The organism is Microbulbifer maximicatervae (SeqCode), from assembly GCF_052467695.1.
Genome location: NZ_CP174320.1, coordinates 3,062,163 through 3,088,433, shown reverse-complemented (window position 1 = coordinate 3,088,433; position 26,271 = coordinate 3,062,163). Strand labels below are relative to the sequence as shown.

At 51.3% G+C, this 26,271-nt stretch carries 28 protein-coding genes and 1 pseudogene; 14 read left to right on the top strand and 15 right to left on the bottom strand.

Annotated features, from left to right (window positions below; all coding sequences use genetic code 11):
- Positions 1–12 precede the first annotated feature (12 nt).
- A complete protein-coding gene (gene tusA / locus ACJJI8_RS13575) occupies positions 13–243 on the bottom strand; it encodes a sulfurtransferase TusA (protein ID WP_282933554.1) in 231 nt (76 codons plus the stop codon).
- A gap of 118 nt (positions 244–361) precedes the next feature.
- On the opposite strand from tusA, the gene ACJJI8_RS13570 reads away from it, so the two are divergent.
- A complete protein-coding gene (locus tag ACJJI8_RS13570) occupies positions 362–649 on the top strand; it encodes an antibiotic biosynthesis monooxygenase family protein (RefSeq protein ID WP_413665059.1) in 288 nt (95 codons plus the stop codon).
- On the opposite strand, the gene ACJJI8_RS13565 is transcribed toward ACJJI8_RS13570, so the two are convergent.
- From ACJJI8_RS13565 to ACJJI8_RS13550, 4 genes are all read right to left on the bottom strand, one after another.
- Positions 624–1,262: an alpha/beta family hydrolase gene (locus ACJJI8_RS13565; protein WP_444927308.1), complete on the bottom strand. Its 639-nt coding sequence runs from the start codon at positions 1,260–1,262 to the stop codon at positions 624–626. The two genes, ACJJI8_RS13570 and ACJJI8_RS13565, sit on opposite strands and share 26 nt — an antisense overlap.
- Complete coding sequence (locus ACJJI8_RS13560; protein WP_444932699.1) at positions 1,255–1,479, bottom strand: YheU family protein; 225 nt, start codon at positions 1,477–1,479, stop codon at positions 1,255–1,257. The genes ACJJI8_RS13565 and ACJJI8_RS13560 overlap by 8 nt, the downstream gene beginning before the upstream one ends.
- Before the next feature lie 62 nt (positions 1,480–1,541).
- Positions 1,542–2,354, bottom strand: coding sequence for a class I SAM-dependent methyltransferase (locus ACJJI8_RS13555; RefSeq protein WP_282933557.1), 813 nt, complete (start codon positions 2,352–2,354; stop codon positions 1,542–1,544).
- A gap of 16 nt (positions 2,355–2,370) precedes the next feature.
- A complete protein-coding gene (locus ACJJI8_RS13550; RefSeq protein WP_444932698.1) occupies positions 2,371–2,676 on the bottom strand; it encodes an MTH1187 family thiamine-binding protein in 306 nt (101 codons plus the stop codon).
- A 131-nt stretch (positions 2,677–2,807) separates the two neighbouring features.
- Here ACJJI8_RS13550 and ACJJI8_RS13545 point away from each other — a divergent pair, with 131 nt between their 5' ends.
- From ACJJI8_RS13545 to mnmC, 4 genes are all read left to right on the top strand, one after another.
- On the top strand, positions 2,808–3,338 hold the full coding sequence (locus ACJJI8_RS13545; RefSeq protein ID WP_282933559.1) for a glycine cleavage system transcriptional repressor: 531 nt from the start codon (positions 2,808–2,810) through the stop codon (positions 3,336–3,338).
- 82 nt (positions 3,339–3,420) lie between these two features.
- Positions 3,421–3,894, top strand: coding sequence for a tRNA (uridine(34)/cytosine(34)/5-carboxymethylaminomethyluridine(34)-2'-O)-methyltransferase TrmL (trmL, locus tag ACJJI8_RS13540; protein WP_108732553.1), 474 nt, complete (start codon positions 3,421–3,423; stop codon positions 3,892–3,894).
- 14 nt (positions 3,895–3,908) lie between these two features.
- Positions 3,909–4,448 carry a flavodoxin FldB gene (fldB, locus tag ACJJI8_RS13535; protein ID WP_444896612.1) on the top strand — a complete coding sequence of 180 codons (540 nt, stop codon included), beginning with the start codon at positions 3,909–3,911 and terminating at the stop codon, positions 4,446–4,448.
- Positions 4,449–4,461: 13 nt separating this feature from the next.
- Complete coding sequence (gene mnmC / locus ACJJI8_RS13530) at positions 4,462–6,450, top strand: bifunctional tRNA (5-methylaminomethyl-2-thiouridine)(34)-methyltransferase MnmC2/FAD-dependent 5-carboxymethylaminomethyl-2-thiouridine(34) oxidoreductase MnmC1 (protein WP_444932697.1); 1,989 nt, start codon at positions 4,462–4,464, stop codon at positions 6,448–6,450.
- Here the strand turns inward: mnmC and ACJJI8_RS13525 are convergent.
- Complete coding sequence (locus tag ACJJI8_RS13525; protein WP_444932696.1) at positions 6,443–7,078, bottom strand: DUF502 domain-containing protein; 636 nt, start codon at positions 7,076–7,078, stop codon at positions 6,443–6,445. The genes mnmC and ACJJI8_RS13525 overlap by 8 nt on opposite strands.
- Before the next feature lie 9 nt (positions 7,079–7,087).
- Between ACJJI8_RS13525 and ACJJI8_RS13520 the strand changes: the two genes are divergently transcribed.
- Positions 7,088–7,900, top strand: coding sequence for a glutaminyl-peptide cyclotransferase (locus ACJJI8_RS13520; RefSeq protein ID WP_444916033.1), 813 nt, complete (start codon positions 7,088–7,090; stop codon positions 7,898–7,900).
- Here ACJJI8_RS13520 and ACJJI8_RS13515 read toward each other — a convergent pair.
- Positions 7,884–8,312, bottom strand: a complete 429-nt coding sequence (locus tag ACJJI8_RS13515) for a hypothetical protein (RefSeq protein WP_157953964.1) — start codon at positions 8,310–8,312, stop codon at positions 7,884–7,886. The two genes, ACJJI8_RS13520 and ACJJI8_RS13515, sit on opposite strands and share 17 nt — an antisense overlap.
- Positions 8,313–8,465: 153 nt before the next feature.
- Here ACJJI8_RS13515 and recQ point away from each other — a divergent pair, with 153 nt between their 5' ends.
- Positions 8,466–10,271 carry a DNA helicase RecQ gene (recQ, locus tag ACJJI8_RS13510; RefSeq protein ID WP_444932695.1) on the top strand — a complete coding sequence of 602 codons (1,806 nt, stop codon included), beginning with the start codon at positions 8,466–8,468 and terminating at the stop codon, positions 10,269–10,271.
- Positions 10,272–10,369: 98 nt separating this feature from the next.
- Positions 10,370–11,881 (top strand): CoA-acylating methylmalonate-semialdehyde dehydrogenase, encoded by a 1,512-nt coding sequence (locus tag ACJJI8_RS13505; RefSeq protein ID WP_444932694.1) that lies wholly within the window; start codon positions 10,370–10,372, stop codon positions 11,879–11,881.
- 72 nt (positions 11,882–11,953) lie between these two features.
- Here ACJJI8_RS13505 and ACJJI8_RS13500 read toward each other — a convergent pair whose 3' ends face one another.
- A complete protein-coding gene (locus ACJJI8_RS13500) occupies positions 11,954–13,879 on the bottom strand; it encodes a cytochrome-c peroxidase (protein ID WP_444932693.1) in 1,926 nt (641 codons plus the stop codon).
- 378 nt (positions 13,880–14,257) lie between these two features.
- Between ACJJI8_RS13500 and ACJJI8_RS13495 the strand changes: the two genes are divergently transcribed.
- Positions 14,258–14,500: a hypothetical protein gene (locus ACJJI8_RS13495; protein WP_444932692.1), complete on the top strand. Its 243-nt coding sequence runs from the start codon at positions 14,258–14,260 to the stop codon at positions 14,498–14,500.
- Positions 14,501–14,613: 113 nt separating this feature from the next.
- On the opposite strand, the gene ACJJI8_RS13490 is transcribed toward ACJJI8_RS13495, so the two are convergent.
- The 3 genes from ACJJI8_RS13490 to djlA all read right to left on the bottom strand — a co-directional run bounded on the left by ACJJI8_RS13490 (position 14,614) and on the right by djlA (position 17,029).
- On the bottom strand, positions 14,614–15,459 hold the full coding sequence (locus ACJJI8_RS13490) for an OmpW/AlkL family protein (RefSeq protein ID WP_444932691.1): 846 nt from the start codon (positions 15,457–15,459) through the stop codon (positions 14,614–14,616).
- A gap of 429 nt (positions 15,460–15,888) precedes the next feature.
- Entirely contained in the window at positions 15,889–16,197 is a 309-nt protein-coding gene (locus tag ACJJI8_RS13485; protein ID WP_444905860.1) for a BolA family protein, read from the bottom strand.
- A gap of 46 nt (positions 16,198–16,243) precedes the next feature.
- Positions 16,244–17,029 carry a co-chaperone DjlA gene (gene djlA / locus ACJJI8_RS13480; RefSeq protein WP_444916609.1) on the bottom strand — a complete coding sequence of 262 codons (786 nt, stop codon included), beginning with the start codon at positions 17,027–17,029 and terminating at the stop codon, positions 16,244–16,246.
- A 236-nt stretch (positions 17,030–17,265) separates the two neighbouring features.
- Here djlA and ACJJI8_RS13475 point away from each other — a divergent pair, with 236 nt between their 5' ends.
- The 3 genes and pseudogenes from ACJJI8_RS13475 to ACJJI8_RS13465 all read left to right on the top strand — a co-directional run.
- On the top strand, positions 17,266–17,871 hold the full coding sequence (locus ACJJI8_RS13475; protein WP_444932690.1) for a hypothetical protein: 606 nt from the start codon (positions 17,266–17,268) through the stop codon (positions 17,869–17,871).
- Between the two features lie 403 nt (positions 17,872–18,274).
- On the top strand, positions 18,275–19,693 hold the full coding sequence (atzF, locus tag ACJJI8_RS13470; protein ID WP_444932689.1) for an allophanate hydrolase: 1,419 nt from the start codon (positions 18,275–18,277) through the stop codon (positions 19,691–19,693).
- A 104-nt stretch (positions 19,694–19,797) separates the two neighbouring features.
- Positions 19,798–20,049 (top strand): annotated as a pseudogene (locus tag ACJJI8_RS13465) (allophanate hydrolase-related protein); the annotation flags it as partial.
- On the opposite strand, the gene ACJJI8_RS13460 reads toward ACJJI8_RS13465, so the two are convergent.
- On the bottom strand, positions 19,976–20,857 hold the full coding sequence (locus tag ACJJI8_RS13460) for a LysR family transcriptional regulator (protein WP_444932688.1): 882 nt from the start codon (positions 20,855–20,857) through the stop codon (positions 19,976–19,978). The pseudogene ACJJI8_RS13465 and the gene ACJJI8_RS13460 sit on opposite strands and share 74 nt — an antisense overlap.
- Positions 20,858–20,948: 91 nt before the next feature.
- Between ACJJI8_RS13460 and ACJJI8_RS13455 the strand changes: the two genes are divergently transcribed.
- Together ACJJI8_RS13455 and ACJJI8_RS13450 are read left to right on the top strand one after the other, a co-directional pair.
- The gene (locus ACJJI8_RS13455) at positions 20,949–21,599 is read left to right on the top strand and encodes a hypothetical protein (protein ID WP_444932687.1); all 651 of its coding nucleotides are present in this window, start codon (positions 20,949–20,951) and stop codon (positions 21,597–21,599) included.
- Positions 21,600–22,247: a type 1 glutamine amidotransferase gene (locus ACJJI8_RS13450; protein ID WP_444932686.1), complete on the top strand. Its 648-nt coding sequence runs from the start codon at positions 21,600–21,602 to the stop codon at positions 22,245–22,247.
- Between the two features lie 133 nt (positions 22,248–22,380).
- Here the strand turns inward: ACJJI8_RS13450 and ACJJI8_RS13445 are convergent, their stop codons facing one another.
- The 3 genes from ACJJI8_RS13445 to oadA form a co-directional block, all read right to left on the bottom strand.
- Positions 22,381–22,830, bottom strand: coding sequence for a hypothetical protein (locus ACJJI8_RS13445; RefSeq protein ID WP_444932685.1), 450 nt, complete (start codon positions 22,828–22,830; stop codon positions 22,381–22,383).
- Between the two features lie 266 nt (positions 22,831–23,096).
- Positions 23,097–24,413, bottom strand: coding sequence for a sodium ion-translocating decarboxylase subunit beta (locus ACJJI8_RS13440; protein WP_282933579.1), 1,317 nt, complete (start codon positions 24,411–24,413; stop codon positions 23,097–23,099).
- Between the two features lie 19 nt (positions 24,414–24,432).
- On the bottom strand, positions 24,433–26,223 hold the full coding sequence (oadA, locus tag ACJJI8_RS13435) for a sodium-extruding oxaloacetate decarboxylase subunit alpha (protein WP_444932684.1): 1,791 nt from the start codon (positions 26,221–26,223) through the stop codon (positions 24,433–24,435).
- Positions 26,224–26,271: the final 48 nt, after the last annotated feature.

Sequence of the window (26,271 nt, the reverse complement as noted above, 5' to 3'; positions counted from 1 at the left end):
AACCGCGACCCGCTATTCCGCTTTTTTAATCCAGTAGACAAATTCGTCATTTTCCTCTGCGTGCTGTACCAGCTCATATCCAAGAAATTGGCAGAACTTGGGCACATCCCGCTGAGTGGAGGGGTCGGTAGCAACCATTTTCAACACTTCACCATCGGCGACATTGCGCACCGCTGAATGCAGCATCATGACGGGTTCCGGGCACAGGAGGCCACGGGCATCTAAGGTGTGATCTGACTTCATAGGTATCATTGTGCGCAATTTTACCGCCGTCGTCATCTCCAGAGGCATGAGGGCCGCGCGGTAATTCCCCTGCGCCCGCACTAAAATCCTCATAGGGCTAACGCAATTCGGGCTGACAATGATCTACGTGTTGATAGAACGGGAAATTGCGGCAGAAATGCAGGGCAGCTATGAAGAGGCCGCCCGCAAAATCCTCACTTGCGCCTACCGCACAGTAGGCTTTATCGAGGGGCAGACCTATATCGAGAAGGGCAATCCCTTGCGGCGCTTTACACTCTCCAAATGGCAATCTGAGCTCCATTGGCAACACTGGTATACCAGCCAGGAGCGCCGCGCACAGATGAATCTACTCAACCCACTGATGGTGCGGGAAGAGCGCATTACTGTCCTCGAGATCGCAGCATAAACTGGGCAGCCAACTCTACTGCGGATTGCCAATGCTGAAGCTGGTTAAAACCGCTGGCGCGACGGGGTTTAAAGTCGTGATCGCCATCTTCCAGCCACTCGACCTCAATGGTGTTCGCCAAACCGTAGCCCTCTACCTCAGCCCGGCTGCCTAATGGGTCCCGATCTCCCTGTATTACCAAGGTCTGGCAGCGAATATCCACCAAGTGCTCGGTACGCAGCTTTTCCGGCTTGCCCTGGGGGTGAAACGGATATCCCAGGCATACGGCACCGGCAATCGCCTTCTGCCCCCAGTATTCATCCGCCAATAGACTCGCCACGCGCCCGCCCATGGACTTACCACCGATAAACAGGGGCAACTCGGGGCCTAACTGGACGATTTGCTCGCGGAAAGACTCTTGCAGCTGGGGCATGGTATTGGGTGGCCGCTTACTTCCCCCGGTGCGCCGCTGCGCCATATAGGGAAACTCAAAACGGACAACTTCCACACCCTGCTCACACAACCCCTGCGCCAGGAACTGCATAAACTCACTGTCCATCGGCGCCCCGGCGCCATGGGCAAACAGAAAGCGCGCAAGGGGCTCTCTCGGGCTATCGATCAACCACTCAGACATCGGGGGGCAGGTCCTCGGCCAGGACCAGGTTTACAGTTTCTTCACCGGGCTCAAACCAGATCACCACTTGGCCGGATTGCAGCTGGCGACGCAGGCCGGCAACTTTGTCCACCAGTTCCACTTCACGTTCACCGTATTCGGTGCCCTCGCGAGTGGCGTACTCTTCCAGCAGAGATTGCAGGGTATCGGCATCTAGTTGTTCGAAGGGAATAATCATACAGCGACTAATTCAGGTAGGCTGGGAGCAGCCATAGCCACCCCCAGAATATTGTAAAACGATCAGGACTTGGGTTTGCGGAAGCGCAGGGTCATACGATCGCTCTCGCCGATAGCGAGATACTTTTCACGGTCCTCTTCACCCAAGCGCATTACCGGCGGTAAGGTCCATACGCCTTTGGGGTGGTCAGCAGTGTCTTTGGGGTTCGCATTTACCTCGCTGGCCTCTTCGAATTCAAAGCCCGCCTTTTTAGCCAGGTCGATAACATACTCCTGGGTGACATAACCACTTTTCACCATATCTTCCAGGCTGGTACCTGGCTTGGCACGGTGCTCAACGATCCCCAGAACACCACCGGGCTTCAGCGCGGCAAAAAAGCTGGCAAAAGCTTCATCGGCATAATCGCGATACATCCAGTTGTGCACGTTGCGGAAAGTTACTACGGCATCGGCACTGCCTGCCGGAGCAATCTCGCGACCGGTTTGCGGGGCAAACTCAGTCACAATTACTTTCTTGTAAGCCTTATCGTTAGCAGCCAGCTTTGCTTTGAAGTTCTTCAGGGAGCGCTTGAAGTAGTCGGACTCACTATTCTCAGGGAAGTGCGCTGCATATAAGGTCCCCTTCTTGCTCAGGTAGGGCCCGAGAATTTCGGTATACCAACCGCCGCCCGGGGTAATTTCCACTACCGTCATATCCGGCTCGATCCCCATAAACTCCAGGGTCTCCGCTGGGTTGCGGTACTGATCGCGGGCGACATAATCCTTGTTGCGATGATCCCCCTTAATGGCAGCAGAGAAATCTGCGGCCTGGGCTGTGCCCGCCAAAGCCAGGGCACCGGCCAGGGCCACCAGGGATTTCTTAAAATTGCTCGTCATAGTTTTTCCTGTGTTGTTATCGTTGGTCCAACTTCATTTGCACACTGTTGATCTTATCCTGCATAGATTGCTCGCGGTCAATACGAGTTCCCAATTTCAGGCTGGAACTGATTCGGTCGGCGCCCATTTGATGCACCCGCTCGTGGCACTCTTTAACTGCCGCCATCACCTTATCCCAGTCCCCCTCGATATTGGTACCGTATGCGTGCAGGCGATAGGAAAGCCCCGCCTCTTCCAGCACCCGCTCGCACTCAGCAACGTATTTACTGACGGAAACACCAACGCCGATAGGGATCACACATAAGTCAGCAATCACGTTCATCAACAGTCCCTCGTTAAAGTACTTGGATATTGGTTTCAAAATAACGCTTTTGAGATTGGCCGATAGAGTTATTCGACGAGATCCTATTACAATGTCAGCTCAACGTCTCTCGTGAAGCAAAGGAACCCTATATGCAACAGCATCTCGTTATCTCCATGATCTCTGATGACAAGCCCGGTGTCGTGGAAAAGCTTTCAGCAGTTATCGCAGATAACGGCGGCAACTGGGAAGACAGCCATATGGCCCACTTCGCTGGGAAGTTTGCCGGAATCCTGCGGGTGGCGGTGCCCGCAGATAAAAGCGAGACACTTAAAGAGGCGTTATCAGCCCTGGCAAACGCAGGCTACAACCTGGTCATTGAAGATGCCATTGCAGTATCCGCCAAACCCCAGCAGACGCTGACGCTGAAACTGGTTGGCAACGACCGTCCCGGCATAGTCCGCGAGATCTCGCGCGCACTTACCGCTCACCATATCAATATGGAGCATCTGGAAACCACTTACGGCAGCACCCCCTGGAGCGGTGAGCCCCTGTTTAATGCCGAGTGCACTATCAGTGTGGCCGAAGACATAGATCTCGACGGCCTGCGTGACGATCTGGACCAGATTGCCAATGAACTCGGGGTCGAGATCGATTGCGAGGAGATCGCCACCCCCATCTAATTGTGGAATAATCCGCAGCCGTACAGGGCCGGGCACTGCTGTCCGGTCTAGCTAGAAGTCTCTCCAGCGCAAACGCCACCTCATGTTCAAGATTGTTCTATACCAACCTGAAATAGCGCCAAATACCGGCAATATTATTCGACTTTGTGCCAATACCGGGGCAGAGCTGCACCTTATCGAGCCCTTAGGTTTCGATATGGATGACAAACGCCTGCGTCGCGCCGGCCTCGACTACAGCGAGTACAGTCGCGTGGTGCGCCACAAGGACTGGCAGACCTTTATCGATAGCGAGCAACCCGCCAGGGTGCTGGCGCTCTCCACCAAGGGAAGCAAAAGCCATACCGCGATCGAATTCCAGGCGGATGACGCCATTGTGTTTGGCCCGGAGACCCGGGGGCTACCCGCAGAGTTCCTGCAAGCAGTAGGGGCCGAAAACACTTTGCGTATCCCCATGCGTGCCGAGAGCCGCAGTATCAACCTATCCAATGCCGCCGCCATTGTTATCTACGAGGCTTGGCGACAATTGGATTTTAGTGGCGCCGTGTCCCAGCAGTAAGAAGTTCACCTGTTATGCAAAGTTCCCAAGCCCCAATCGGACTCTTTTACGGTTCCAGCACTTGCTATACCGAAATGGCTGCGGAGAAGATCCGCCAGTGTATCGGTCCTCAATGGATTGATATCCACAATATCGCAGAGGCGGATATTGGCCTCGCCGAAGACTACGACTTCCTTTTGTTCGGCATTCCCACCTGGGACTACGGCGAACTGCAAGAGGACTGGGAAAATATCTGGGACGACTTGGCCGCGCTGGACCTGCACGAGAAAAAGGTCGCGCTGTTTGGTCTGGGTGATCAGGAAGGCTACCCCCAGTGGTTCCAGGACGCCTTGGGCTATTTGCATTCACAGCTCCTCGCCTGCGGTGCCCGTGCAGTGGGCTATTGGTCCGCAGAAGGTTACGAGTTTGAAGAGTCCAAGGGGCTAACCGCCGATGGCAGCCAGTTTGTCGGGCTGGCCCTGGATGAGGAGAACGAATTCGATCTGAGCGAGGAGCGTATCCAGCGCTGGTGCGCCCAGGTAATGCGCGAGTTTGGCTTGCAGGATGAGGGCTGACGGAAGTCTTATTGTGAGCGAACCGGACAAAAAGTACGCAGAAATTGAATGGCGTGAAGACGGCCAGCCGCTGTCTCGCGCCTACGACGACATCTATTTTTCCAGCGCCTCCGGCCTGGAGGAAACCCGCTACGTTTTCCTGCAGCAAAATGCCCTGGCTGAACGCTGGCAACGGCTCGCAGAGAACGGCACCTTTACCATTGCCGAGACAGGCTTCGGCACCGGCCTGAACTTTCTCGCCGCCGCAGAGCTTTGGCAGAAAACGGCCCCGGAAAGTGCTCGCTTGCACTTTATTTCGGTCGAGAAGTTCCCACTGCGTCCCAACGACCTGCGCAGGGCAATGGATCTCTGGCCACAACTGGCCCCGTTCGCTCAGCCTTTGATTGATAGCTACCCTCCCCTGCTGGCCGCCGGCATTCACCGGCTGCACTTTGGCCCTGTCAGCCTGACCCTGATTATCGGGGAGGCAAGTGAGGCCCTGAACAGCTTGCGCCTGCAAAGGGACAGCGATCACCAGGTAGACGCTTGGTTCCTGGATGGTTTTGCCCCAGCCAAGAACCCGGATATGTGGACACCAGAGCTGTTTAACAACATGGCCGCTCTGAGCAGTCCCAGCGCCACTTTCGCCACCTTTACCTGTGCCGGGCTGGTAAAGCGCGGACTCCGTGATGCCGGTTTTTCCCTGCGTAAGGTTCCCGGCTTCGGGCGCAAAAGAGAGATGCTGTGTGGCACTCTGGAGAGCCCGCAAGTGAGCGAAACCAGAGAAACTCCGTGGCACCTGCCTCACCAGGAAAGCAAGCCTCCTAAAACCGTCGCTATTGTCGGCGCGGGAATAGCCAGTGCCACTATTGCCCGGGCACTGGCAGAGCGCGGCATCGATGTTCAGGTATTTGAACAGGGTGAGGAACCCGGCTCTGGCGGCTCTGGGAATGACCAGGGAATTCTATACGCCAAGTTATCTCCCAAGCCCGGCCCCAACGGAGACTTCAATCTCCACGCTTTGATGTTTGCCCAGCGCTACTATCGCAGCCGCTGCTCTAAAGTGAGCCACTTCAGCGGTCTACTGCAATTGGCGCAAACTGAGCGGGAACAACAATTACAGAGTCAGGTTGCCGCCACACTGGCGGAGAGCGATGGGCAGCTATTGGCTGAACCTGTCGACGCTCGAGCGGCCAGCTCCCTGGCAGGTGTGGACCTACCCGTGGGTGGACTGCACTTTCCTCACGCCGGGTGGATTGAACCGCGCAAAGTCTGCGCCACTTTATTACAGCACCCAAATATCAACCTGCACAGCAACAGCTTGGTAAAAGGGTTAGGGCGAGAATCGAGCGGTTGGTCAGTGAAAACAGACCGCAATGACTTTCAATTTGATGCGGTAGTTCTGTGCGGTGCCAATGACATTCGCCAATTTGCCCCTGCGGCGGCCCTCCCCCTGAAGCCGATTCGCGGGCAGGTATCCAGAGCAACGGCCACTGAAAATTCTTCGCAGTTACAAATGGCTTTGTGCGGTGAGGGTTATATCACTCCTGCCTATCAAGGGCGTCAAAGCTTTGGTGCCACCTTTAAGCTTAAGGAGACCGCTACTGACCTACGGGTTAGCGAGCACAGCGAGAATCTACAAACCCTGGCAGAGCTACTGCCGCAAATAGCAGATGAGTTCTCACAACAGTCTCTCTCTGGCCGAGCGGCTTTGCGCGCAGCGACCCCCGACTACCTACCCTTAGCCGGCCCCTTACCCAACTGGGACTCTATCAGCGATACCTATGTCGCACTGCGCAAGAACCGCAAGCAGTACGTCCCCGAGCGGGCTGACTACCAGCAAGGTCTATATGTATTGGGAGGCTTGGGTTCCCGTGGCTTTACCTACGCACCACTAACAGCCGAGGTACTGACTGCCTGGATGCTCAACGAACCCCTACCGGTCAGCGCAACCCTGGCCAAAGCACTGCACCCGGCTCGCTTTGCCATTCGCGATCTGGGTAGAAACCGGGATATCAAGTAGAGGGAGTTCCAGTGTCCTTCTTCTCTGAAGACAGCAAGTTGGCACTGCCGGAACCACAGGCGACGATCGTCTTCATCGCCGCCTCAACACTCACGCCGGGCAGTATTTCTACGCACTCTGCCGGCACGTGAAACACAAACCCGGAGGTGGGTACCGGCGCTGTAGGCACATAGACCGTCATATCCCCATTGGGGTGTTGAGAAGTGACAATTGCGGTGACTGTGAGCGGATTATCAATGCCGTGAATGCGGACCTTGGCTACCGGCCCCGCCAGCACACCTTCACCACCGCCACCAATAAACTGGATCACCACATCTTTGATGGTGCTGTAACCCGGCGCCAGGCGTCCCAACCAGTGATCCACATGGCGGTGTAACCAGCTGCCAACACTGGTTTTCACCAACAAACCAATCGCGAAACAACCACCAAGGATCAGGGCTATCACCACGAGCCTGGCAAGGGTATTCTTAAATTCTGTATGCGCCTCAAGCCACACCACAGCGGGAGCTACAAGATCACTAACTTGACCGAACAGCCACTGAAACAGCAGGACAAAGATAGCTATAGGCAGCACCACTGCGAGTCCACCCAGCAGCGTCAAAGTGATAAAAGTTTTAATTCTGGTCATAGGCTATTGATGAACCGACTTCTCGTGAACAGCTGGATACTGTTATTGCTTTACGCCCCGTGGCCGCAAAGTGCAGCTGCAGAGACACAACTCCAGACAATCCCTTTTTCCATCCTGGAAGAGCGCCAGCGTGGAGGGGACCATTTCACCCAGGGGCTTTTCTACGATGGTCAACGCTGGTGGGAGAGCAGTGGTCGCTACCGCCGCTCCTGGCTCGCCGAGTATACCGATCCTGGCGCCAATCCAGTAAGACGCAAATGGCTGGCCAGGAATCGTTTCGCCGAAGGGCTCACAGTTCTCCACGATAAACTTTACCTGCTGACCTACAAGGCGGGAGAGGTCCATGTCTACCACGCAGACAAGCTCCAACATTTGAAGGTCATGCACTATCGAGGCGAAGGCTGGGGCCTCACCAGTAATGGCCAGCAGCTGATTATGAGTAATGGCAGTGGCGAACTGGTTTTCCGCGATCCCGATACTTTTGAGGTAGTGCGACACCTCAAAGTTCAAGGCGGAGGTAAAAATTGGTCCAGACTCAATGAATTGGAATTTGCCCAGGGCCTGATTTGGGCAAATATATGGCAAGAAAAACAGATTATTGCCATCGATCCGGAGAGTGGCCAGGTGCGCGGCATTATCGATCTCAGCGCTCTCAATCCGGCCGGCAGAAATCACCCTGACACCGTGGCCAATGGGATCGCCTGGGACAAAGCCAAAAATGGGCTCTGGATAACTGGAAAGTACTGGAAACAGCTCTATTTGATTCGCCCTGCAGGACTGGGCTTTGAGCGTACCAGTAGAGTTTCTAACGCTGATCCGTAACGGTCAGCACCCCCCCATCCCGGAGATAGTCCATCGCAGACAACTGCAACTGCAAGCGATAGCCGTGCCCCCTGCTCTGTAGGCTGACGCCTTCCAAACTCGCCTCGCCGTCATACAGCGTGGTGAATTTCCCTTCTTCATTTTCCCACTGAATATTTTCAACTTTTTGCATGCCGGGTAACTCAAGAGTGACCACTGTGAACTCTTCCGGCAAAGGCTGTAGCTCAACCTGGGCAACACCCGATGCGGTCGCCAGGGAAAATGCCAGTTGGTTTTCCGGTGCTGTTTGCCACCCCAGGTGAGTGTCAGCAACAACAGATTGAACCAGATTATGTGGGGAGGTGGAGGCGCACCCCAGAAGTCCGGCAGGAACCGTCAACGACAACACAGTTGACAAAATCAATGTGCGCATAGCCCTATCCTTAGCTTGCCGCTGTGATGGCGTAGGATTATAACCCGCGAAATATGTCACAGGCGTAAAGCCGCCAATTTCATTCAATTTCAGCGGCATACTCATCAATAAACATACCACGCGCGATCGAGCCACAAGGTATACTCCCCGCCCATGAATTCCCCACAACATATTCTCGAACACGTTTTTGGCTATACCGATTTCCGCGATCCTCAAAAAGCAGTTATCGACACACTGGTAGCCGGCAATGATGCCCTGGTATTAATGCCCACCGGCGGTGGTAAATCCCTGTGCTACCAGATTCCCGCCCTGGCGCGCCCCGGGTGTGGAGTTGTTATCTCCCCCCTGATTGCCCTGATGCAGGACCAGGTAGAAGCTCTTCAGGAAGCCGGCATCCGCGCCGCTTACTTGAATTCATCAGTGGCCTACGACGAAATCCAGGCAATCGAAAGCCAGCTATTACACGGTGAGCTGGATCTCCTCTATCTGGCCCCGGAGCGGTTGCTACAGCCACGAACCCTGTCATTACTGCAAAGGGTGGAACTGTCGCTGTTTGCCATTGATGAAGCCCACTGTGTTTCCCAGTGGGGGCACGACTTTCGCGCCGACTATCTGCAACTTAACTGCCTGCACGAGCAATTCCCCCGGGTACCCCGTATTGCCCTGACAGCGACAGCAGACAAGCGCACCCGTGCAGAAATTGCTCGCCGCTTGGACTTGGAAGAGGCCCGCCACTTTGTCAGCAGCTTCGACCGCCCCAATATCCAGTACTGCATTGAGCCCAAGGACAACCAGCGCCGCCAACTGCTGCAATTCTTACAGAATGGACATCAGGGCAACGCCGGGGTTATTTACTGCCTGTCCCGAGCCAAAGTGGAGAACACTGCGGAGTGGTTGAGCCAGCAAGGCTTCACTGCCTTGCCCTATCACGCCGGGCTACCCGCCGAGACCCGCGCCGAGCACCAGCGCCGCTTCCTGCGTGAAGAGGGCGTCATTGTTGTCGCCACCATTGCATTTGGTATGGGGATTGATAAGCCGGATGTGCGTTTCGTTGTTCACCTGGACCTGCCCAAAAGCATCGAAGCCTACTATCAGGAAACGGGCCGTGCCGGCCGCGATGGTGGGGCCTCAGTTGCTTTACTCCTCTACGGTCTCGAGGATGTGGTAAAGATCGGCCAGATGGTGGAGTCCTCAGAGGGCAGCGAAGAGCACAAGCGCCAGGAACGCAGCCGCCTGAATGCCATGCTCGGGCTGTGTGAAATCACCAGCTGCCGCCGCCAGGCCCTGCTGGACTATTTTGCGGAACCACTGGACAACCCCTGCGGCAACTGTGACACCTGTCTGGAGCCGCCTGCCACCTGGGATGCCAGTGAGGCAGCGGTAAAACTACTCTCCTGTGTCTATCGCACCGGACAGCGCTTTGGCGCCAGCCACGTGATCGATGTACTACGCGGCTCCGAGAACGAGAAAGTCCGCAAATTCGAGCACGACCAGCTCTCCACTCATGGCATCGGCAAAGACCTGAGCGCGGCCGAATGGCGGGCAGTCGTGCGGCAGCTGATTGTTCGCGGCTATCTGGAGGTCGAGGGAGAATTCCAGGGGCTGAGGCTCACTGAAATTTGTCGCCCGCTGCTGCGACGGGAAGAGACTCTCAACCTGCGCAAGCTTCCCCCGAAAGCAGCGCGCTCGCAGAGCCGTGACAGTCGCAGCCTGGATGATCTCAGCCCAGAAAACCAAGTGCTTTGGGAAGCCCTGCGCAACTGTCGCAAACAGTTGGCAGAAGAGCGCGGCGTGCCGCCTTATGTCGTCTTCCACGATGCGACCCTGCGCGGCATGGTACAAGCCCACCCACAAACACGCAGCGAGCTATTAGCGGTCTCCGGCGTTGGAGACAGTAAGCTCGAACGCTTCGGCGATGCATTTTTGGCGGTTCTCAGGGATTTTCCCAAACACGAATAACTCCGAACAGTCGGGAGCTTTTCCCCAAAACACAGAGCTGTGTTACAAAGGGGCAAAGCAGTAGAACAATAATTGATAAACCCGACTGAGAGAGAACTATGAAAGTAATCGGCCACCTGATTAATGGCAACATGGTTAATGACACCGGTGCCGCAGGTAACTCCGAACTCCAAGAGGTCACCAACCCCTCCACCAACGAAGTGATCGCCCAGGTTTCGCTAGCCTCTAAAGTGACGGTTGAAGAGGCCATTAGTGCAGCTGAAGCAGCCTTCCCCGCTTGGCGAAACCTTCCGACGGCCAAGCGAGTACGGATTATGTACCGCCTGCGAGACCTGCTACAGGAAAACGCTACAAAGATTTGTGAGCTGATTACCCTGGAACACGGCAAAGTCCTCGACGATGCGATGGGGGAATTACAGCGAGGCATCGAGAATATCGAGTACGTTTGCTCTACTCCGGAAATGCTAAAGGGCGAACACAGTAAAAATGTCGGGCCGGCAATAGACTCCTGGAGCGAATTCCAACCGCTGGGTGTTTGTGCCGGCATAACCCCCTTTAACTTCCCCGCTATGGTCCCCCTGTGGATGTGGCCCATGGCAATTGCCTGCGGCAATACCTTTGTACTAAAACCCTCCGAACGCACCCCCTCCTCTGCACTGTTTATCGCGGAGCTGGGTATAGAAGCCGGCATCCCTACAGGGGTACTAAATGTAGTTAACGGCGGTAAAGAGGCCGTCGATACACTCCTCACCGATAAACGTGTCCAAGCGGTGAGCTTTGTGGGATCGACTCCGATCGCAGAGTATGTCTACACCACAGGCACCGCCCATGGAAAAAGAGTGCAAGCGTTTGGTGGTGCCAAGAACCATGCGATCATCATGCCCGATGCCGACCTGGACAACGCTGCCGCTGCTCTAATGGGCGCAGCCTATGGTTCCTGTGGTGAACGCTGTATGGCCATCTCTGTCGCTGTAGCGGTAGGTAATGAAACCGCCGATGCCCTTGTTGAGAAGCTCAAAGTACAAATTGCTGATCTGAAAATCGGCGATGGTATGGACAGCCAAAGCGATATGGGGCCACTGGTAACCCGGCAACACTTACAAAAAGTGGAGAGTTATATTGCCGCTGGTATCGAAGAGGGTGCCGAGTTGGCTGTAGATGGGCGCAACCAAACCGTTTCCGGTTTTGAAAATGGTAATTACCTGGGCGCCTGTCTGTTCGATCAAGTCACTCCGGAAATGTCGATTCATAGTGGGGAGATATTTGGCCCGGTACTCTGTGTGATGCGTGTCGAAACCATGCAAGAGGCCATGGATATTATCGATGCTCATGAATACGGTAACGGCACCTGTCTATTTACTCGCGACGGTGAGGCCGCACGCTATTTCAGCGACAATATTAAAGTTGGAATGGTTGGTATCAACGTACCTCTGCCGGTACCGGTAGCACACCACAGTTTCGGTGGTTGGAAGCGTTCATTGTTTGGTGACCTTCACGCATATGGACCCGATTCAGTGCGTTTCTACACCAAACGCAAAACCATCACCCAGCGCTGGCCTGCCAGCGGGGTTAGGGAAGGTATTCAGTTCAGTTTCCCCTCAAATCAGTAAGCACTGGGGTGGCAGCCCCTCAGGTTTCCCCTTCAAAAAAAGTGCCCGATTTTGTCGGGCACTTTTTTCTTACTATAAAGAGTTCCCCTCCTGATCTACCGCATCCAGCTGACGGCCATCCGGACCTCCATCTCTCGGCGGAATCAATACATCGATTTCTGGAGTCCCAGGTAACGCACTGGGATCAGTCAAAGCCCGGAGGAACTCAGCCAAAATTTCGATTTCGTCATCGGACTCGCCACGATTTGCCGGGCTATCACCAACCAAGTCCATGGTAAGCTGATAACCATTGGGTGCGACAATATCAACACAACCACTGCCCAAATACTCGAATTGCTCCAGCTCACACAAATCTGCAACAGTATCGGTCAAGGGTGTGCCAGTATCATCAACACCAAAATAACTTTGGATGGAATCCACAGTATTGAAGTAATGAGAGATATTTCGCTCTAAGCTGCCAAACTGTCCCGCGTGCCCCCATGGACCGGAAATGGAAACATTGAGAAGCGACGGCACCCTATATCTTTCCAAATCGCTACCATCTTCATTGGTACCGACTCCAATTTGTGGATAGCGAAACCCCCTGGACGTTTCCAAAGTAAAAAATGGCCCATCATGGCATTGTGCACAAGCAGTGTTGGTGTAAAACAGGATTCCACCACGTTTCTGCATCTCAGTCATGGCATCATCATTGCCATCAAGGAAGTCAAAGAAAGGGTTATCAATAAATAGCTGGGAAGCCTGGTAGGCAGCCAAGGCTTCAGACACCCGCAGGAAAGTTTTTTCGCTATCCCCAAAAGCGTCTTCGAAAAGTGAATCCCACTCATCACTCAAACCAGACGCAATGTTCTCGCGATAATCGCTATCACTGGCAAAGCTTCCCCGCTCACCCATTTCCTCTGCTGTAACTACAGGAAAGTGGGCCTGGGCCATCAACAGTGTCAGGGAATTACTGGCTATCTCTTCAGAAAAACTATTTACGTCATCAGAGACATCTCCATCATCAGTTCTGACCTGATTGGCTAAATAAGTAGCTTTATCCTCAATGTTGTTAATACCTGTTCTGAAACTGACTCTCCTATCCCAAAAAAGGCTATCCGACCAAATAGCAGAATTACAGGTGGGGGGCGAGTTACGCGGTAATAGCGGCATCAGATTACCATCGCTTCTACCGGGCCCCAATAAGTCAGGATTTACCGTATTTACACCAATCGGTAACGACAAACCATCACTGCCACAACCCAGTGTGGGGTGGTGACAAGATGAGCACGAAGAATCGTTATTTAAACTCAGGGATTTACTGTGAAATAAGCGCATTCCCAACTCAATAAGTGCGGGATCTTCCTCTCTGCGCAGCCGCGCCACATAAGCTCTTAATGCGCCTACTCGATCTCCCAGGCTTATAACCTCTGCGGCAGCCCTAAGACACTCATTGAGGTTTTCTGTAGCTATATCCCATACATCGCTAACTCGCTCACCCGCCGTACATTCATCGAGACGTGCAATTGTTGTATTTACTTCTGCAAAGGTTGTATCGACGGAGGTGCCGTTATACCAGTCATCGTCTCGATCGCTATCCAGTGTCCTTGCAATATCCTCATTTGACGGCTCACTGTAGCTACCGTCACTGACTTTCACGGCAGCGCTGTAGCTATATTTTGTACCGCTGGACAAACCACTATCTTCGAACCGCTCAGCCTGCGTCTCCGCTATCTCTTCACCATCGCGATATATTAAATAGGAAACATCACCACTCTCATTTGGCTCCCAGGAGATACGGATAGTGGAAGCCGAAGTCGTGACGGCTACTAAGTTAGAGGGAGACTCCAAATCTGTAGACACCTGCCCCCCACTGGAACCAGAGCTATCGTCACCTCCAGAGCTGCCACTGCTCCCTCCACCGCCACACCCCCAAAGCAGAAGCACCGCAAAAACAGCCAGGATACGCGTATTTACAGACAACAATAATTTTAAATACTTCTTAAAAAATAAATTCATCTTTAGTTTTATTTATTGGTCAAATAAACGAGCTCCAAATTACTCAACAATCAAGGAGCCTCTTACGCGGGATTATCAATTCACAAAAAACAGAGTCAACAACAACATTAAACCTCCATAAAAGAATGAGAACCAATCGAGCATTATTTTTTAAAAAATCCCCAAAAAAAATAAAAAGAAGAAACACACTTCGAAAGTGACCAAAATTAGACCCTCATCCACCAAACCCAAAATGTAAGCAACACAAGTAATCGCACCAAGAACAATCAAGCACCATTAAGAGAACACTTACCACACAGATAACACCTCCAGACTTCAAGTTATTTACTTTATATTTGGAAGATGGGATCATCTGCGTACCAACAAACGAGAAAAACAATGAAAATAACAGGCCTCACTGTCGCACTAATTGCTGTACTTCTCTCTGCCAACCCAGCACATGCACAGGAGGATGCATCCTTTAAGAAATGTAAAAAGTGGCAACAAAAAATTGAGCACTTCCGCGAAGAGAGAAAAGATGGCGGATCGGGAGAGCAGATGGAGAAATGGAAAGACAAGATAAAAAAATTGAGAGAGAAATTTAAAGAATACAATTGCGATCAATATAAGCACAACTTGTAATCAAGGATTGGCAACTGCAGCATCCAAGAAAGGTTAAACGCCTTCCCCTTAATATCAGATGACCGTTAAATAAAAAAGGACGCCGAAGCGCCCTTTTTTGGCTGCATGACTGATTACCAGTGGAAATCAAACTTGTAGCCTACACCAATATTGAATGACCAGGGGTCAAAGAGATAATCACCACCGAATCTATGGCGATAGAACTCATTGTCATTATCGGTATCGAACCAGAATACGTCTGCCTCAATATCGGTATCTACATCATAGTAAATAGCCGCGAGATTAATCAGCCAGCTACTATCGTGACCGAAGTTAAAGTCGACACCAATTTGCCAGGTGTAACCCCAGTTGTCACCCAGGTTTACACGACCATCCCAAGGCCGGAACACTTCAACATCATCATCAAAAACCCACCAACCCCAATTCCTCAGGCGCTCATCGGTAAAGTCGGTATAGTTAATACCCACTCCCATATAAGGCTGAACCATGCAGCTAGGGTCTAACGGATAATAATTCAGATAAGCAGCCGTGATTTGAGGCTTCCACCTAGCAAAATCACGTCGACGATGGAATTCATCAAAGTCAGGGTTAAAACGACGTAGCCAGGGCCGGTTATCTCCTCCTGTATGGCGGTCACCCTCAGTGTAACTCAGGGATACACTCATATGGTCGGTGGCCCGCCACTCTACATTGATAAACCAGCCCCACTCATCACTGGGATCAACGTTGGAGCGGAATGCACCCCAATCGTCAATAAAATCATCCGGCCCCTCGAAGAACCTGTCCGCAAACGTGACATTATCCGAATTGGGCGAGATATAGGCCCCACCAATTCGAACCTTAAACTCCTGGGTCTTTGGTGGGGGAGGGGCATAGCCAGCCGGTCCTGCCGAAGCGACACTAGAGATTGCTAAGGCTAGGGGCGTCATAACGGGGATCAGAATACGCGTCATCTTCATTTGTGGTAACTCCATTGATATTCAGCAGATCAAACAGCAATCAGCCCAATCAATGGTCAGTCTAGTCGCACGAAGTAACAGGTGTAGAAAAAACAAACAAATGTTGGCGTGTAAAAAAGTATTTATTGTTTTCTGGCACTTAAACCGCTTTTTGGCGTTTAATTTTCCCGAACAAAGTATGATTTTTAAAATGGATAGGCGCCTCTTGGAATTCTAGCGGCCGCCAGAGCAAGAGGGGTATGAAGAGATCTAAATTTATAAACAAAAAATTAACGCCATTTCACCACTGATTCTTACAACCAGCAAAAGCTTATGAGGGCTTTCGTGACGCAAAAAGAAACTGAAAATTTTTGAATGGCTGTTTAAATGAAAAACGCGACAGGCTCCAGAACTGGAACCTGTCTGAGTTGTTTTAAATAAAGCGCTGAATTACGACTTTTTTCCACCACCCTGGCATTCAGGACTCTGGGGGGCCTGTCCCTCCCACTCTTCCGGGCTGTAGGTGTGCAAAGCCAGAGCATGTATTGGGCCAGCCATTTCTTCAGACAAAGCCGCATAGACTTTTTGATGGCGCTGCACTTTCCTTGCTGAATTGAACGCCTCACTCACCAAAACGACCCGAAAGTGCATTTCAGAGCCAACAGGCACATTGTGCATATGACTTTCGCATTGCACTTCAATATGCTGAGGGGAAAATTCCGCAGTCAGTTTATGTTTAATTGTCTCAGCAAGACTCATCTATCAACTCCTTTATTTGCAATACAGCAAGGCTACTTTCCTGAACCTAGCTGACAACCTTAGCCTGTTGCTTTCTCGCCTCCACAATCGCTTCATAGGCAACAGTAATACTTTTCATCTGATCATCAGCATGACGCATAAACTCTTCAGGCAACCCCTTGGAAGCAATTTTATCGGGATGGTACTCTGCTGCTTTTCGGCGATAAGCTAATTTAAGCTCTTTATCGCTAGTCTCCGGGGTACAACCCAGCACTGCGTAATGCTGCTCCAGATTTGCAGCCGTACTCCTCCCCCCGTGCAAAAACTCATTTTGCATTGCCGCAAATAAAGATTCATGCAACCCAAGATCAACAGTGATGCGTTTTAAAATTTCTTCTTCTGCGCTATGTAATTCACCATCGGCATAAGCAACAGCAAATAATAGGCGATACACCATTTCCCGCATTGCTTGATCGCGAACCAGCTGGCGATACTGTTTTGCGTAATCGTAAATGCTGTACTTATCAGTCTTGGCATTTTCAAAAATACGGATTGCATGCTTGCGCTCCTCAGTGCCCAGACGGAGGTTGTTTCTAATAAAGCCCTCTATAAACTCCACTTCAGCTTTAGAAACCAGGCCATCTGCCTTAGCCATTTTTGCCAACATCGAAAATAGAGTCACAATGAAGATTGTCTGGGCTCCATCCCTGCTCAGAGCCGAAGCAGCCTTCCCGAGGCGCTGCTGCAAACTGGAACCAAATGAACTGCCGATCCAGGCTCCCAATGCCGCACCAATTGGGCCGCCAAACATAAAACCAAAGCCTGCACCTAACCCCGCCCCTAACCAGGACATACACTCTCCTAGACGCTAAAAGTCGCGCCCGCTATATAAGAATCAAACAAGTAAAACGCGCCTATCATACCACGTACTACGGCGCCTTAATCCCCAAATATGAATCGCTGGTCACAACCCAATAGAAATGAACCCGCCAGGTCTATCTTTTGACGCGGCAATCAATCTCGAAACTATCACTAGTCCTCAGGCCCAATTATGTTTGAGAGTGAAAATCGAACTTAAAGGCAAGCCGAATGAAAATGCGGCCAGACACAGCTCTCTTTCGCCCCCTATTGGCTTTGTGTGCCATAGCACTCCTCACGTTAACCGGTTGCGATCAACATCGAGGTGCATCCCAGCAAGAGGAGGCCAGCAGCACTCCAGGGCACCAGGACTGGGAAACTATCGTAGAGGTCCTTCTGCATCCCCGCTGCCTCAATTGCCACCAGTTGGAGATGCCACTTATAAATGAAGGGTCTCCCCATGTTCCCAGAGTGGAGCGCGGTCCAGATAATATGGGGGCAGGTACCATGCGTTGCAATAACTGCCATTCAAATAAAAACAACCCTGTTACCGGTGCGCCTGGAGCTCCAGGGTGGGTTATGGCACCCATTGAGTTGAACTGGTCACAAAAATCCTCCGCTCAAATCTGCAAGCTGTTAACTACTCCCCAGGACAACGGCGGGCGAGCACCAACCAGTCAACTGGAGTTTGTCAGTACCAGCCCACTGGTATTGTGGGGATGGCACCCCGGTGACAGCCGCCAACCGGTAAATATCCCCCACGATAAGTTCATTGAAGCAATGAAAGGTTGGATTGCAGCAGGGACACCCTGTCCACCGGAGAGGACATCAAACTAATTATGTATTTGCTAAATCTAATATTATGCGGTTTACATTGAGATAAAAATTCTTGAAAAAATATAATCTTAGTAATACAAACATCGAAATAAATAACAGTTCGGTATCTAGGGAGCCTCTGAATAACTCCGTAATGCCTCTGCGGGTCTTGAAGGCTGCAGATGTTAGGCGCAGCTCGCCGCGAATGGCCGTAGCCCTTTGCAAGAGCTGCAACGCAGCAGCTGTGGCCTTCAAGGCCCGCCCTTCGGGGCTTGCAGAGCGATTCACACTCCGCGTTGCGACTTCTTGAAAGGTCTAGACATTCCTGCGAAGCCGCGCCTTGACTGTGAACCGCTCTGCATGCCAGAGGTATCACGGAGTTATTCAGAGGCTCCCTAGCTGAAGTTATTCTCGGAACCCTTTTATGGCCCACGATTTAACGCTAGACCATCTAAGAAACACCTACTCCCAAGGTATTACAACACCGCGTGAACTCATTGCCAGTCTATTAAAGCAAGCACTGCAGCAAGCCAATTATAACGCCTGGATAACCCTATTAACGCGAGAAGAGCTAGAGCCCTATCTAGAAGCATTGGACCGAATAAGGCCCAGCGATCTGCCATTATACGGAGTGCCCTTTGCTATCAAGGATAATATTGATCTTGCTGGAGTACCTACAACAGCAGCCTGCCCAGACTTTAGCTATATCCCTCGCGAAAGCGCATTTGTTGTAAAGCTATTGATTGAAGCAGGAGCCGTGCCGCTCGGCAAAACCAATCTCGATCAATTCGCCACCGGTCTAGTAGGTGTTCGCTCCCCTTACGGAGAAGGTAAAAACTCTTTTAACCAGGAGTATATTTCTGGCGGGAGCAGTGCGGGATCAGCTATTGCCACAGCACTTGGGCAAGTCAGTTTTGCTTTGGGAACAGATACTGCTGGTTCTGGTCGGGTACCTGCGGCACTCAATAATTTAATAGGCCACAAGCCCACTCGGGGACTGCTGAGCACTACAGGGGTTGTCCCCGCCTGTAAAAGTCTCGACTGCATATCAATATTCGCCCTAAATTGTCAAGATGCCGCCAAGCTACTTGATATTACGGCGAAGTTTGATTCAGCCGACATCTATAGCCGTACCACCCCATCTTCAAATAGGCTGCGGTATTTCCAGAAAAGCTTCCCTAACAATAAGATCAGTTTTTCTTTTGGTATACCTGAGCAACTTGATTTTCAAGGGAACAAAGAAACCCAGGCACTCTTTAATCAATCTATCAAAAAATTAAAAGTGCTGGGCGGACGGGCTGTAACTGTAGACTTTAATCCTTTTATAGAAGCGGCAAAGCTACTATACGAAGGTCCCTGGGTAGCCGAGCGCTGGATTGCAACTCAAGGTGTAAAACCGAAATCCATGCTTGAGGTAATCCGGAAGGTTATTAACTCCGCGGAAACAAAAACTGCAGCTGATGCTTTCTTGGGACAATACCGCTTACAAGCACTAAAGAGAACCTGTGATAAAACACTGGAGAATGTCGATTTTATCATTATTCCCACTATACCGACTGCTTACACCCGCCAGCAAATATCCGAGCAACCCATTCAAAGAAATTCTATTCTCGGAACCTACACAAATTTTATGAATTTATTGGACTATTCTGCGACCGCAGTGCCCGTTGGCTTTCTTAGTTCCGGAATTAGCTGGGGAGTCACTTTGTTTAGCCAGAAACATTGCGATATGTCCCTGCTAAGTTTTTCTAATAGTTTACACCAGGCCTGTAATCTCCCATTGGCTGCTACAGGAGAACGCCCGGGAGAGACGTCCAACCAAGACAGCGGCTCTCGCCATTAGCTCTGGCAAAAATTGTAGTCTGTGGTGCACATCTCAAAGAGTAACCTCTCAACTGGCAACTCACTGAGCGGGGAGAACGGTTACATCAGAAAACAACAACCAGTCACCAATACCGACTCTATGTTCTCCCCGAGGAGGAGCGCCCCGCTCTGGTTCGCGATGAATCAAGAGATGGGCAAGCCATCCAGGCGGAAATATGGCAGTTACCAAGCGAATATTTCGGTAGTTTAGTTGCTGCAATACCCTCTATGGAAGCTGGCTTAACTGGCTCCAATCCAAACACTAAGCCCACTCGGCAAATTTACTTAGCCAGGAGGCATTCGTTTTCCTTCCTACTACAAAGAGCTCTTCACTAGATTTTATATCGCCATCCTCCACCCTAACGATCACCCCACCCATTTCAGTTATCAGAGGCTCAGGCAGAAAAGCGAGCAGCCTACTATTTTTTACTAGCTGGCAAAGAACCCCATAATCATTTACAACGACCTGCACCTTACGAGGATAATTAATTTCTGGCCACCCATCGCTACCTATCCCCCGCTCTTCACCACAGAAGGGTGATATCCTCGGTGCGGCAAATGGATATTGCAAGATATCTGACAGTGAAGCCTTCACCTCAGCCCCCTGCTCCACTATCAAAGGGTGGTCAGGCCCTGCAGCAATACACATTGATACTGAGCCAAGTGGCCGAGCATCCATTGTGGATGACAACTGCCCCAAAACCGCCCCGGTTATCAGGGCCAGGTCTACCTCCCCTCTGGATAACATCTTCAATGCTAAAGCTTCATAGGCCGATGTAAATGACAACCGCGCTCCTGATTCCTCACTAATAATTTTGCGGTGAATAAATGTACCCCAGGCTAGTTGCAGCATGGTCGGAGCAGCAATTCGGCAATCCTGATTTCCCTCTAGCTCACCAACTTCAGAGCGAATTCTTCTGGCAATCGCCACCATCTCAACCGCCCGACTTTGCAGTCTGCGGCCTGCATCATTGATTTTCAGTTGCTTGCCAACTCGGTCAAACAGGCGAGTACCCAGCTCTCCTTCCAGCCGCTTTAGGGTTTTACTCAGTCCGCCTGGACTCGTATCCAGCCTGTCTGCGGAGCGTTGCAGGTTCTCCGTCGCTGCAATAACTAGAAATTTCTCAAGTGCTTCTATTTCCATAGTGGAATCAAATGTCTCCATTATTGAATCGATTATTCACTAATGTACGCTTAGAATCCCCTGCATCCAAGGTCATAGCTACACAAAACCGATGAAAAATGTTCTTCTCTTTTTGGCTCTGATAATCAGCTCAAACGTATGCTTCGCACATCCTTCACTAGAACAAAATGACACTTCGATCGGAATTCATGGCATGGCCCTGTTTACCGTCGGCGAGCAAGTTATTGCCACACACTTGCCACTACATAGCGGAAAACACAGTCATCAGGTTATTTTGGAATTGGAGACTGATGACCAGACGGAGGTGCAAAACCTTCTCAAGCGAAACGAGTTAGTCACATTGCTTCCAGAGGAATTTTCTTTACGCGAACTGCGCGAGGGAAAACTTAATGCTTTTAACGCCCAATTGTTTACAGGGCATTTTGAAAGAGGAGGGAAACTTGCTCTGCAAGCTGTTACTTTTCGGGTAACCTCTCGACTAATGGACAGCCCCCTTACCAGGACAGAAAATGGGCACTACCAATTAATACCTCTTAAAAATTCCACTTTGCTTGTGCATGAAATTGCATCCACCCCCAGCTTCGACCAAATACTGCTGGTCAGCACCGACCATAATTTTTCCAGCGACATTTATAGCAGCAGTTTAAAACCGCTTTCGAAAGATAGCTGGCCAAAAAGCCTAACTGCAGCCGGCATCCACTATAAGGAAGAACTGTATTTTGAAAGTCAGGATTTCCAGTAAATGACCAAGCCGATACTGATTATCCAACATGAGGAAACTGAGGGCCCGGGGTATATTTATGACTGGGCTACAGAGAAGCGAATACCGCTTTCTATCATTAACCCCCAGAAGTCACCACTTCCTCAAAGCGGCTTTAGAGGAGTTATTATCCTTGGTGGGATGATGAACGTTTGTGAGCGCGAAAGGCTCCCCTGGCTTGCCAATGAGATTGCATGGGTAAAAAACTGCATTGAACTTCCGATCCCAATACTGGGCATCTGCCTTGGGGCACAGATTCTTGCATATGCATTGGAAGCAGAGGTCCGCCAACTTCCTCAAGAGGAAATGGGCTGGCTACCTATAAGGTCTACAACAGCGCTAAATTTCAATTTAGAGAATGTATTCCAGGCACATAGCTATTTCTTTGAAATTCCGGAGGGGGCAACTTGCTTGGCAGAATCTGACTTGTGCCCTCATCAGGCCTTTTTATTCAGCGAAAGAATAATGGGTTTGCAGTTTCACCTAGAGTGGTCCAGTGAAGATATTGCCCAACTATTTCCTGAATACTTTAAAACCTACGGTTCCTCAGAGAAACTCCATCAGCAAGGGCGTGACTTTTTATATAAGATCCTAGATACTCACTTCTATAAACTAGGCAACCTTAGATAAGAAGCTTAAGTATGAACAAGTGGTGTAAAGCTGTACTCTCACCTAATAGTTATCGTCCTTACTTTTTAAGGGGTAGCCAGGGGCGCAAACTCATCCAAGAGTAGCCGCCCCATATTAAACTGGCTATTAGTTACTACTCATCGGAGCATTCAATTCCACTCTCAAAGCAAAGGCCACCACGTTGGGAGCAAATTTCAAGTAATCTCCCCTTCGCTTCAATACGACTAAAGCCCTTAGAGTGAATACCCCCAGCTTTTACATCTGACATATAACAAGCCCACTTAGGGCGCTCCTCCACCGGAACTGGATGTGCCAATTCAGACTGAGCTTCAATACTCGCCTGCAACTCCAAAATCAAGTCCTGAAGCCGATGGACATTTTTTCGTAACTTAAACACTTCTTTTTCTAAGTCACGAACATTTTCAGCTCCAACATCCTGTTTGTGGTCAGAGTGTACTTCTTTACGGAGCTTAACCACCTCTTTCTTTAACTGGCGGACTTCTTCCGCAGTTTGATGATTATCATGTGCAAATGCACTAGTGGAGAAAAGAGCAAAGGCAATTAAGAATGGCAAACTACGCATTGGGGTTACTTCCTAATGAATTTTTATTCCAGTAAAAATTTTGGGAGGAATATAGCGCAACTAACCTTAACTCAAAATGAATTCTATCGATGGAGATGCTCTGTTGACCGGATTAACATACCTACTCCAGCTATGACTGCCTCTTCACATTATTTAAATCAGAAGGATCTGTTTTAACCAGCAAAAGCGGACAAAATGCATTTGTTTTAGGTCAACAAAAAAGGGCGAACACTGTTCGCCCTCTCTTCCAAAGCAATGGATTTTAGTTACCCGCCAGTAAGGCTCCGCACCATACTGATCATCACACCCGCAGCCACCGCAGAACCGATAACACCTGCTACGTTGGGGCCCATTGCGTGCATCAACAGGAAGTTGTGAGGATTGGATTCAAGCCCCACTTTGTTGGATACCCGCGCGGCCATAGGTACGGCAGAAACACCGGCAGAACCAATCAATGGGTTAATCTTGTGCTTGCTGAATACATTGATCAACTTGGCCATCAACACGCCAGCCGCAGTGCCGATCGCAAACGCCACAATACCCAAAGCCAAAATACCCAGGGTTTTAGGATCGAGGAATTTGTCTGCCGCCAATTTCGAACCAACGGAAAGGCCCAGGAAAATAGTGGTGATATTGATCAGCGCGTTCTGAGCGGTGTCCGACAATCGGGAAACGACTCCGCACTCACGCATCAGGTTACCAAAGCAGAACATACCCAACAGCGGTGCAGCAGCTGGCAGGAACAGGGCCACCAAAATCAGCAGCAACATCGGGAAGGCAATTTTTTCCCGCTTGCTCACATGGCGCAATTGCACCATTTCAATTTTGCGTTCCTGCTCAGTAGTCAGGGCTCGCATAATCGGCGGCTGAATCATAGGCACTAGCGCCATATACGAATAAGCCGCTACAGCTATAGCCCCCAACAAGTCCGGGGCCAATAGGCTGGAAACATAGATAGCTGTGGGGCCATCTGCTCCACCGATAATACCGATCGCAGCGGCATCGGCGATTGAGAAGTCCATGATTCCCGCTACCGAGAGACCCACAGCACCGAGCACCGTGGCAAAGATCCCAAACTGGGCCGCTGCACCGAGGAACAAGGTGCGCGGATTGGCTAGTAGTGGACCAAAGTCAGTCATAGCCCCTACGCCCATAAAAATCACCAACGGCGCAATGCCGGAAGCAATAGCTACGGAATAGAAGTTATACAACATACCGTTGTTGAAACCGGCATCCCGGGCAAACTCAGCTGCTTGTACCTGCACGGCTGCCGGCGCACTGGCCAGAGCTTCCTTTAGCGCGGGTAAAGCTGAAGTACTATCAAGGCCCAGGATCTGGGCCATTTGCGCCAAAACAGCTCCATCTCCCTGGGTAAGGGCTGTCTCTGCGGCTGAGAGTGCCAAATCGGCACCGGGAATATTGGCCAGGATTCCGCCGAAACCGATAGGCACCAAAAGCAGGGGCTCAAAGTTTTTGCGAATGGCCAAAAACAGCAGGCCCAGGCCCACCAAAATCATAATGAACTGGCCCGAGGCCATCTGCGCGACACCGGAGGAATGCCAAAGAGTAATCAGATTATCCACGTGTGACTCCTACCTTTGGCTATGCAATAGACAGCAGGGCATCACCCACCGCCACTGAATCGCCTTCTTTTACTGCCACACTGGCGACGTTACCGGCACGAGGGGCACTCACTACAGTTTCCATCTTCATCGCTTCCAGTACTAACACCGCCTGGCCTTCGCTCACCTGATCCCCAGGCTTCACCATTACTTTGAAGATATTTCCAGCGAGAGGCGCATTAACCGGCTCACCTCCGGTAGCAGGCACGGAAGGTGCACTAGCTGCAGATGCTGGAGCAGCACCAGACACTGGGGTAATATTGGTTAAGTCACCACCATCGGCCACAGTGACGGTGTAGCTCTGTCCCTCTACAGTCACGGTGTAAACTTCTTCACCTTTGTCGTTCTTGACTGCAGCACCTTCATTACCGGTAGGTACCGGCTCAAAAGCTTCTGGATTACCACGGTTCTTCAGGAACTTCAGGCCAATCTGTGGGAAGAGTGCATAGGTAAGCACATCATCGATCTCCCCCTCACCATCGGTCAGGGCCACATCTTGTTCACCCGCTTTCTCTTGAAGCTCCAAAGTTAACTTGTCCAACTCTGGTGCCAACAGGTCTGCCGGACGACAGGTAACCGGATTCGCTCCATCCAGGACCCGGACCTGCAGCTCCTGATTAACTTCAGCAGGTGCCGCACCGTATTCGCCTTTCAAGACGGCGGCAGTCTCTTTAGAGATCGACTTATAACGCTCTCCAGTCAGAACATTGAGCACCGCCTGGGTACCCACAATCTGGGACGTGGGAGTAACCAGCGGGATACAGCCCAGGTCTTCACGCACCCGGGGGATTTCCTCAAGTACATCATCCAGGCGATCCCCGGCGCCCTGTTCGCGCAGCTGGTTTTCCATATTGGTGAGCATGCCACCGGGTACCTGAGCCACCAGGATGCGGGAATCCACGCCTTTCAAGGAACCCTCAAACTTCGCGTATTTCTTGCGAACGTTACGGAAGTAAGCCGCAATTTCTTCCAGCAGGTTAATGTCCAGCCCGGTGTCCCGCTCAGTGCCTTCCAAAATGGCCACCAACGCTTCGGTTGGGCTGTGACCATAGGTCATGGACATAGAGCTGATCGCGGTGTCCACGTTGTCGATACCCGCCTCAATACACTTGAGAGCGGTAGCCGTAGATAAACCAGTAGTAGCGTGGCACTGCATATGGATGGGGATGTCCACGGCGGCCTTCAAACGTTTCACCAGCTCGTAGCCCTCATAGGGGCGCAGCAGACCGGCCATGTCCTTGATCGCGATGGAATCCGCTCCCATATCCTCAATCTGGCGCCCCAGGTCCACCCACAAGTCCATGGTGTGTACTGGGCTCACGGTATAGGAGATGGTGCCCTGAGCGTGCTTCTCTTGTTTCTTCACCGCAGCCAGTGCGGTTTTCAGGTTGCGCATATCGTTCATCGCGTCGAACACGCGGAACACGTCTACCCCATTGACTGCAGCACGCTCTACAAACTTCTCAACCACGTCATCCGCATAGTGGCGGTAGCCGAGAATATTCTGTCCCCTGAACAGCATCTGTTGGGGCGTGTTCGGCATAGCTTTCTTCAGTTCGCGAATACGCTCCCAGGGATCTTCTCCGAGATAGCGAATGCAGGAGTCGAAAGTAGCACCCCCCCAGGACTCCAGAGACCAGAAGCCAACTTTATCGAGCTTCTCAGCAATCGGCAGCATATCGTCCAGTCGCAGTCGGGTAGCGAACAGTGACTGGTGGGCATCGCGCAGGACTACATCGGTAATCCCCAATGGCTTTTTAACCTCAGTCATGGGTTATCTCTCTCGGCAGAAATTATTGGAAATTGTTTGGAAGCGATT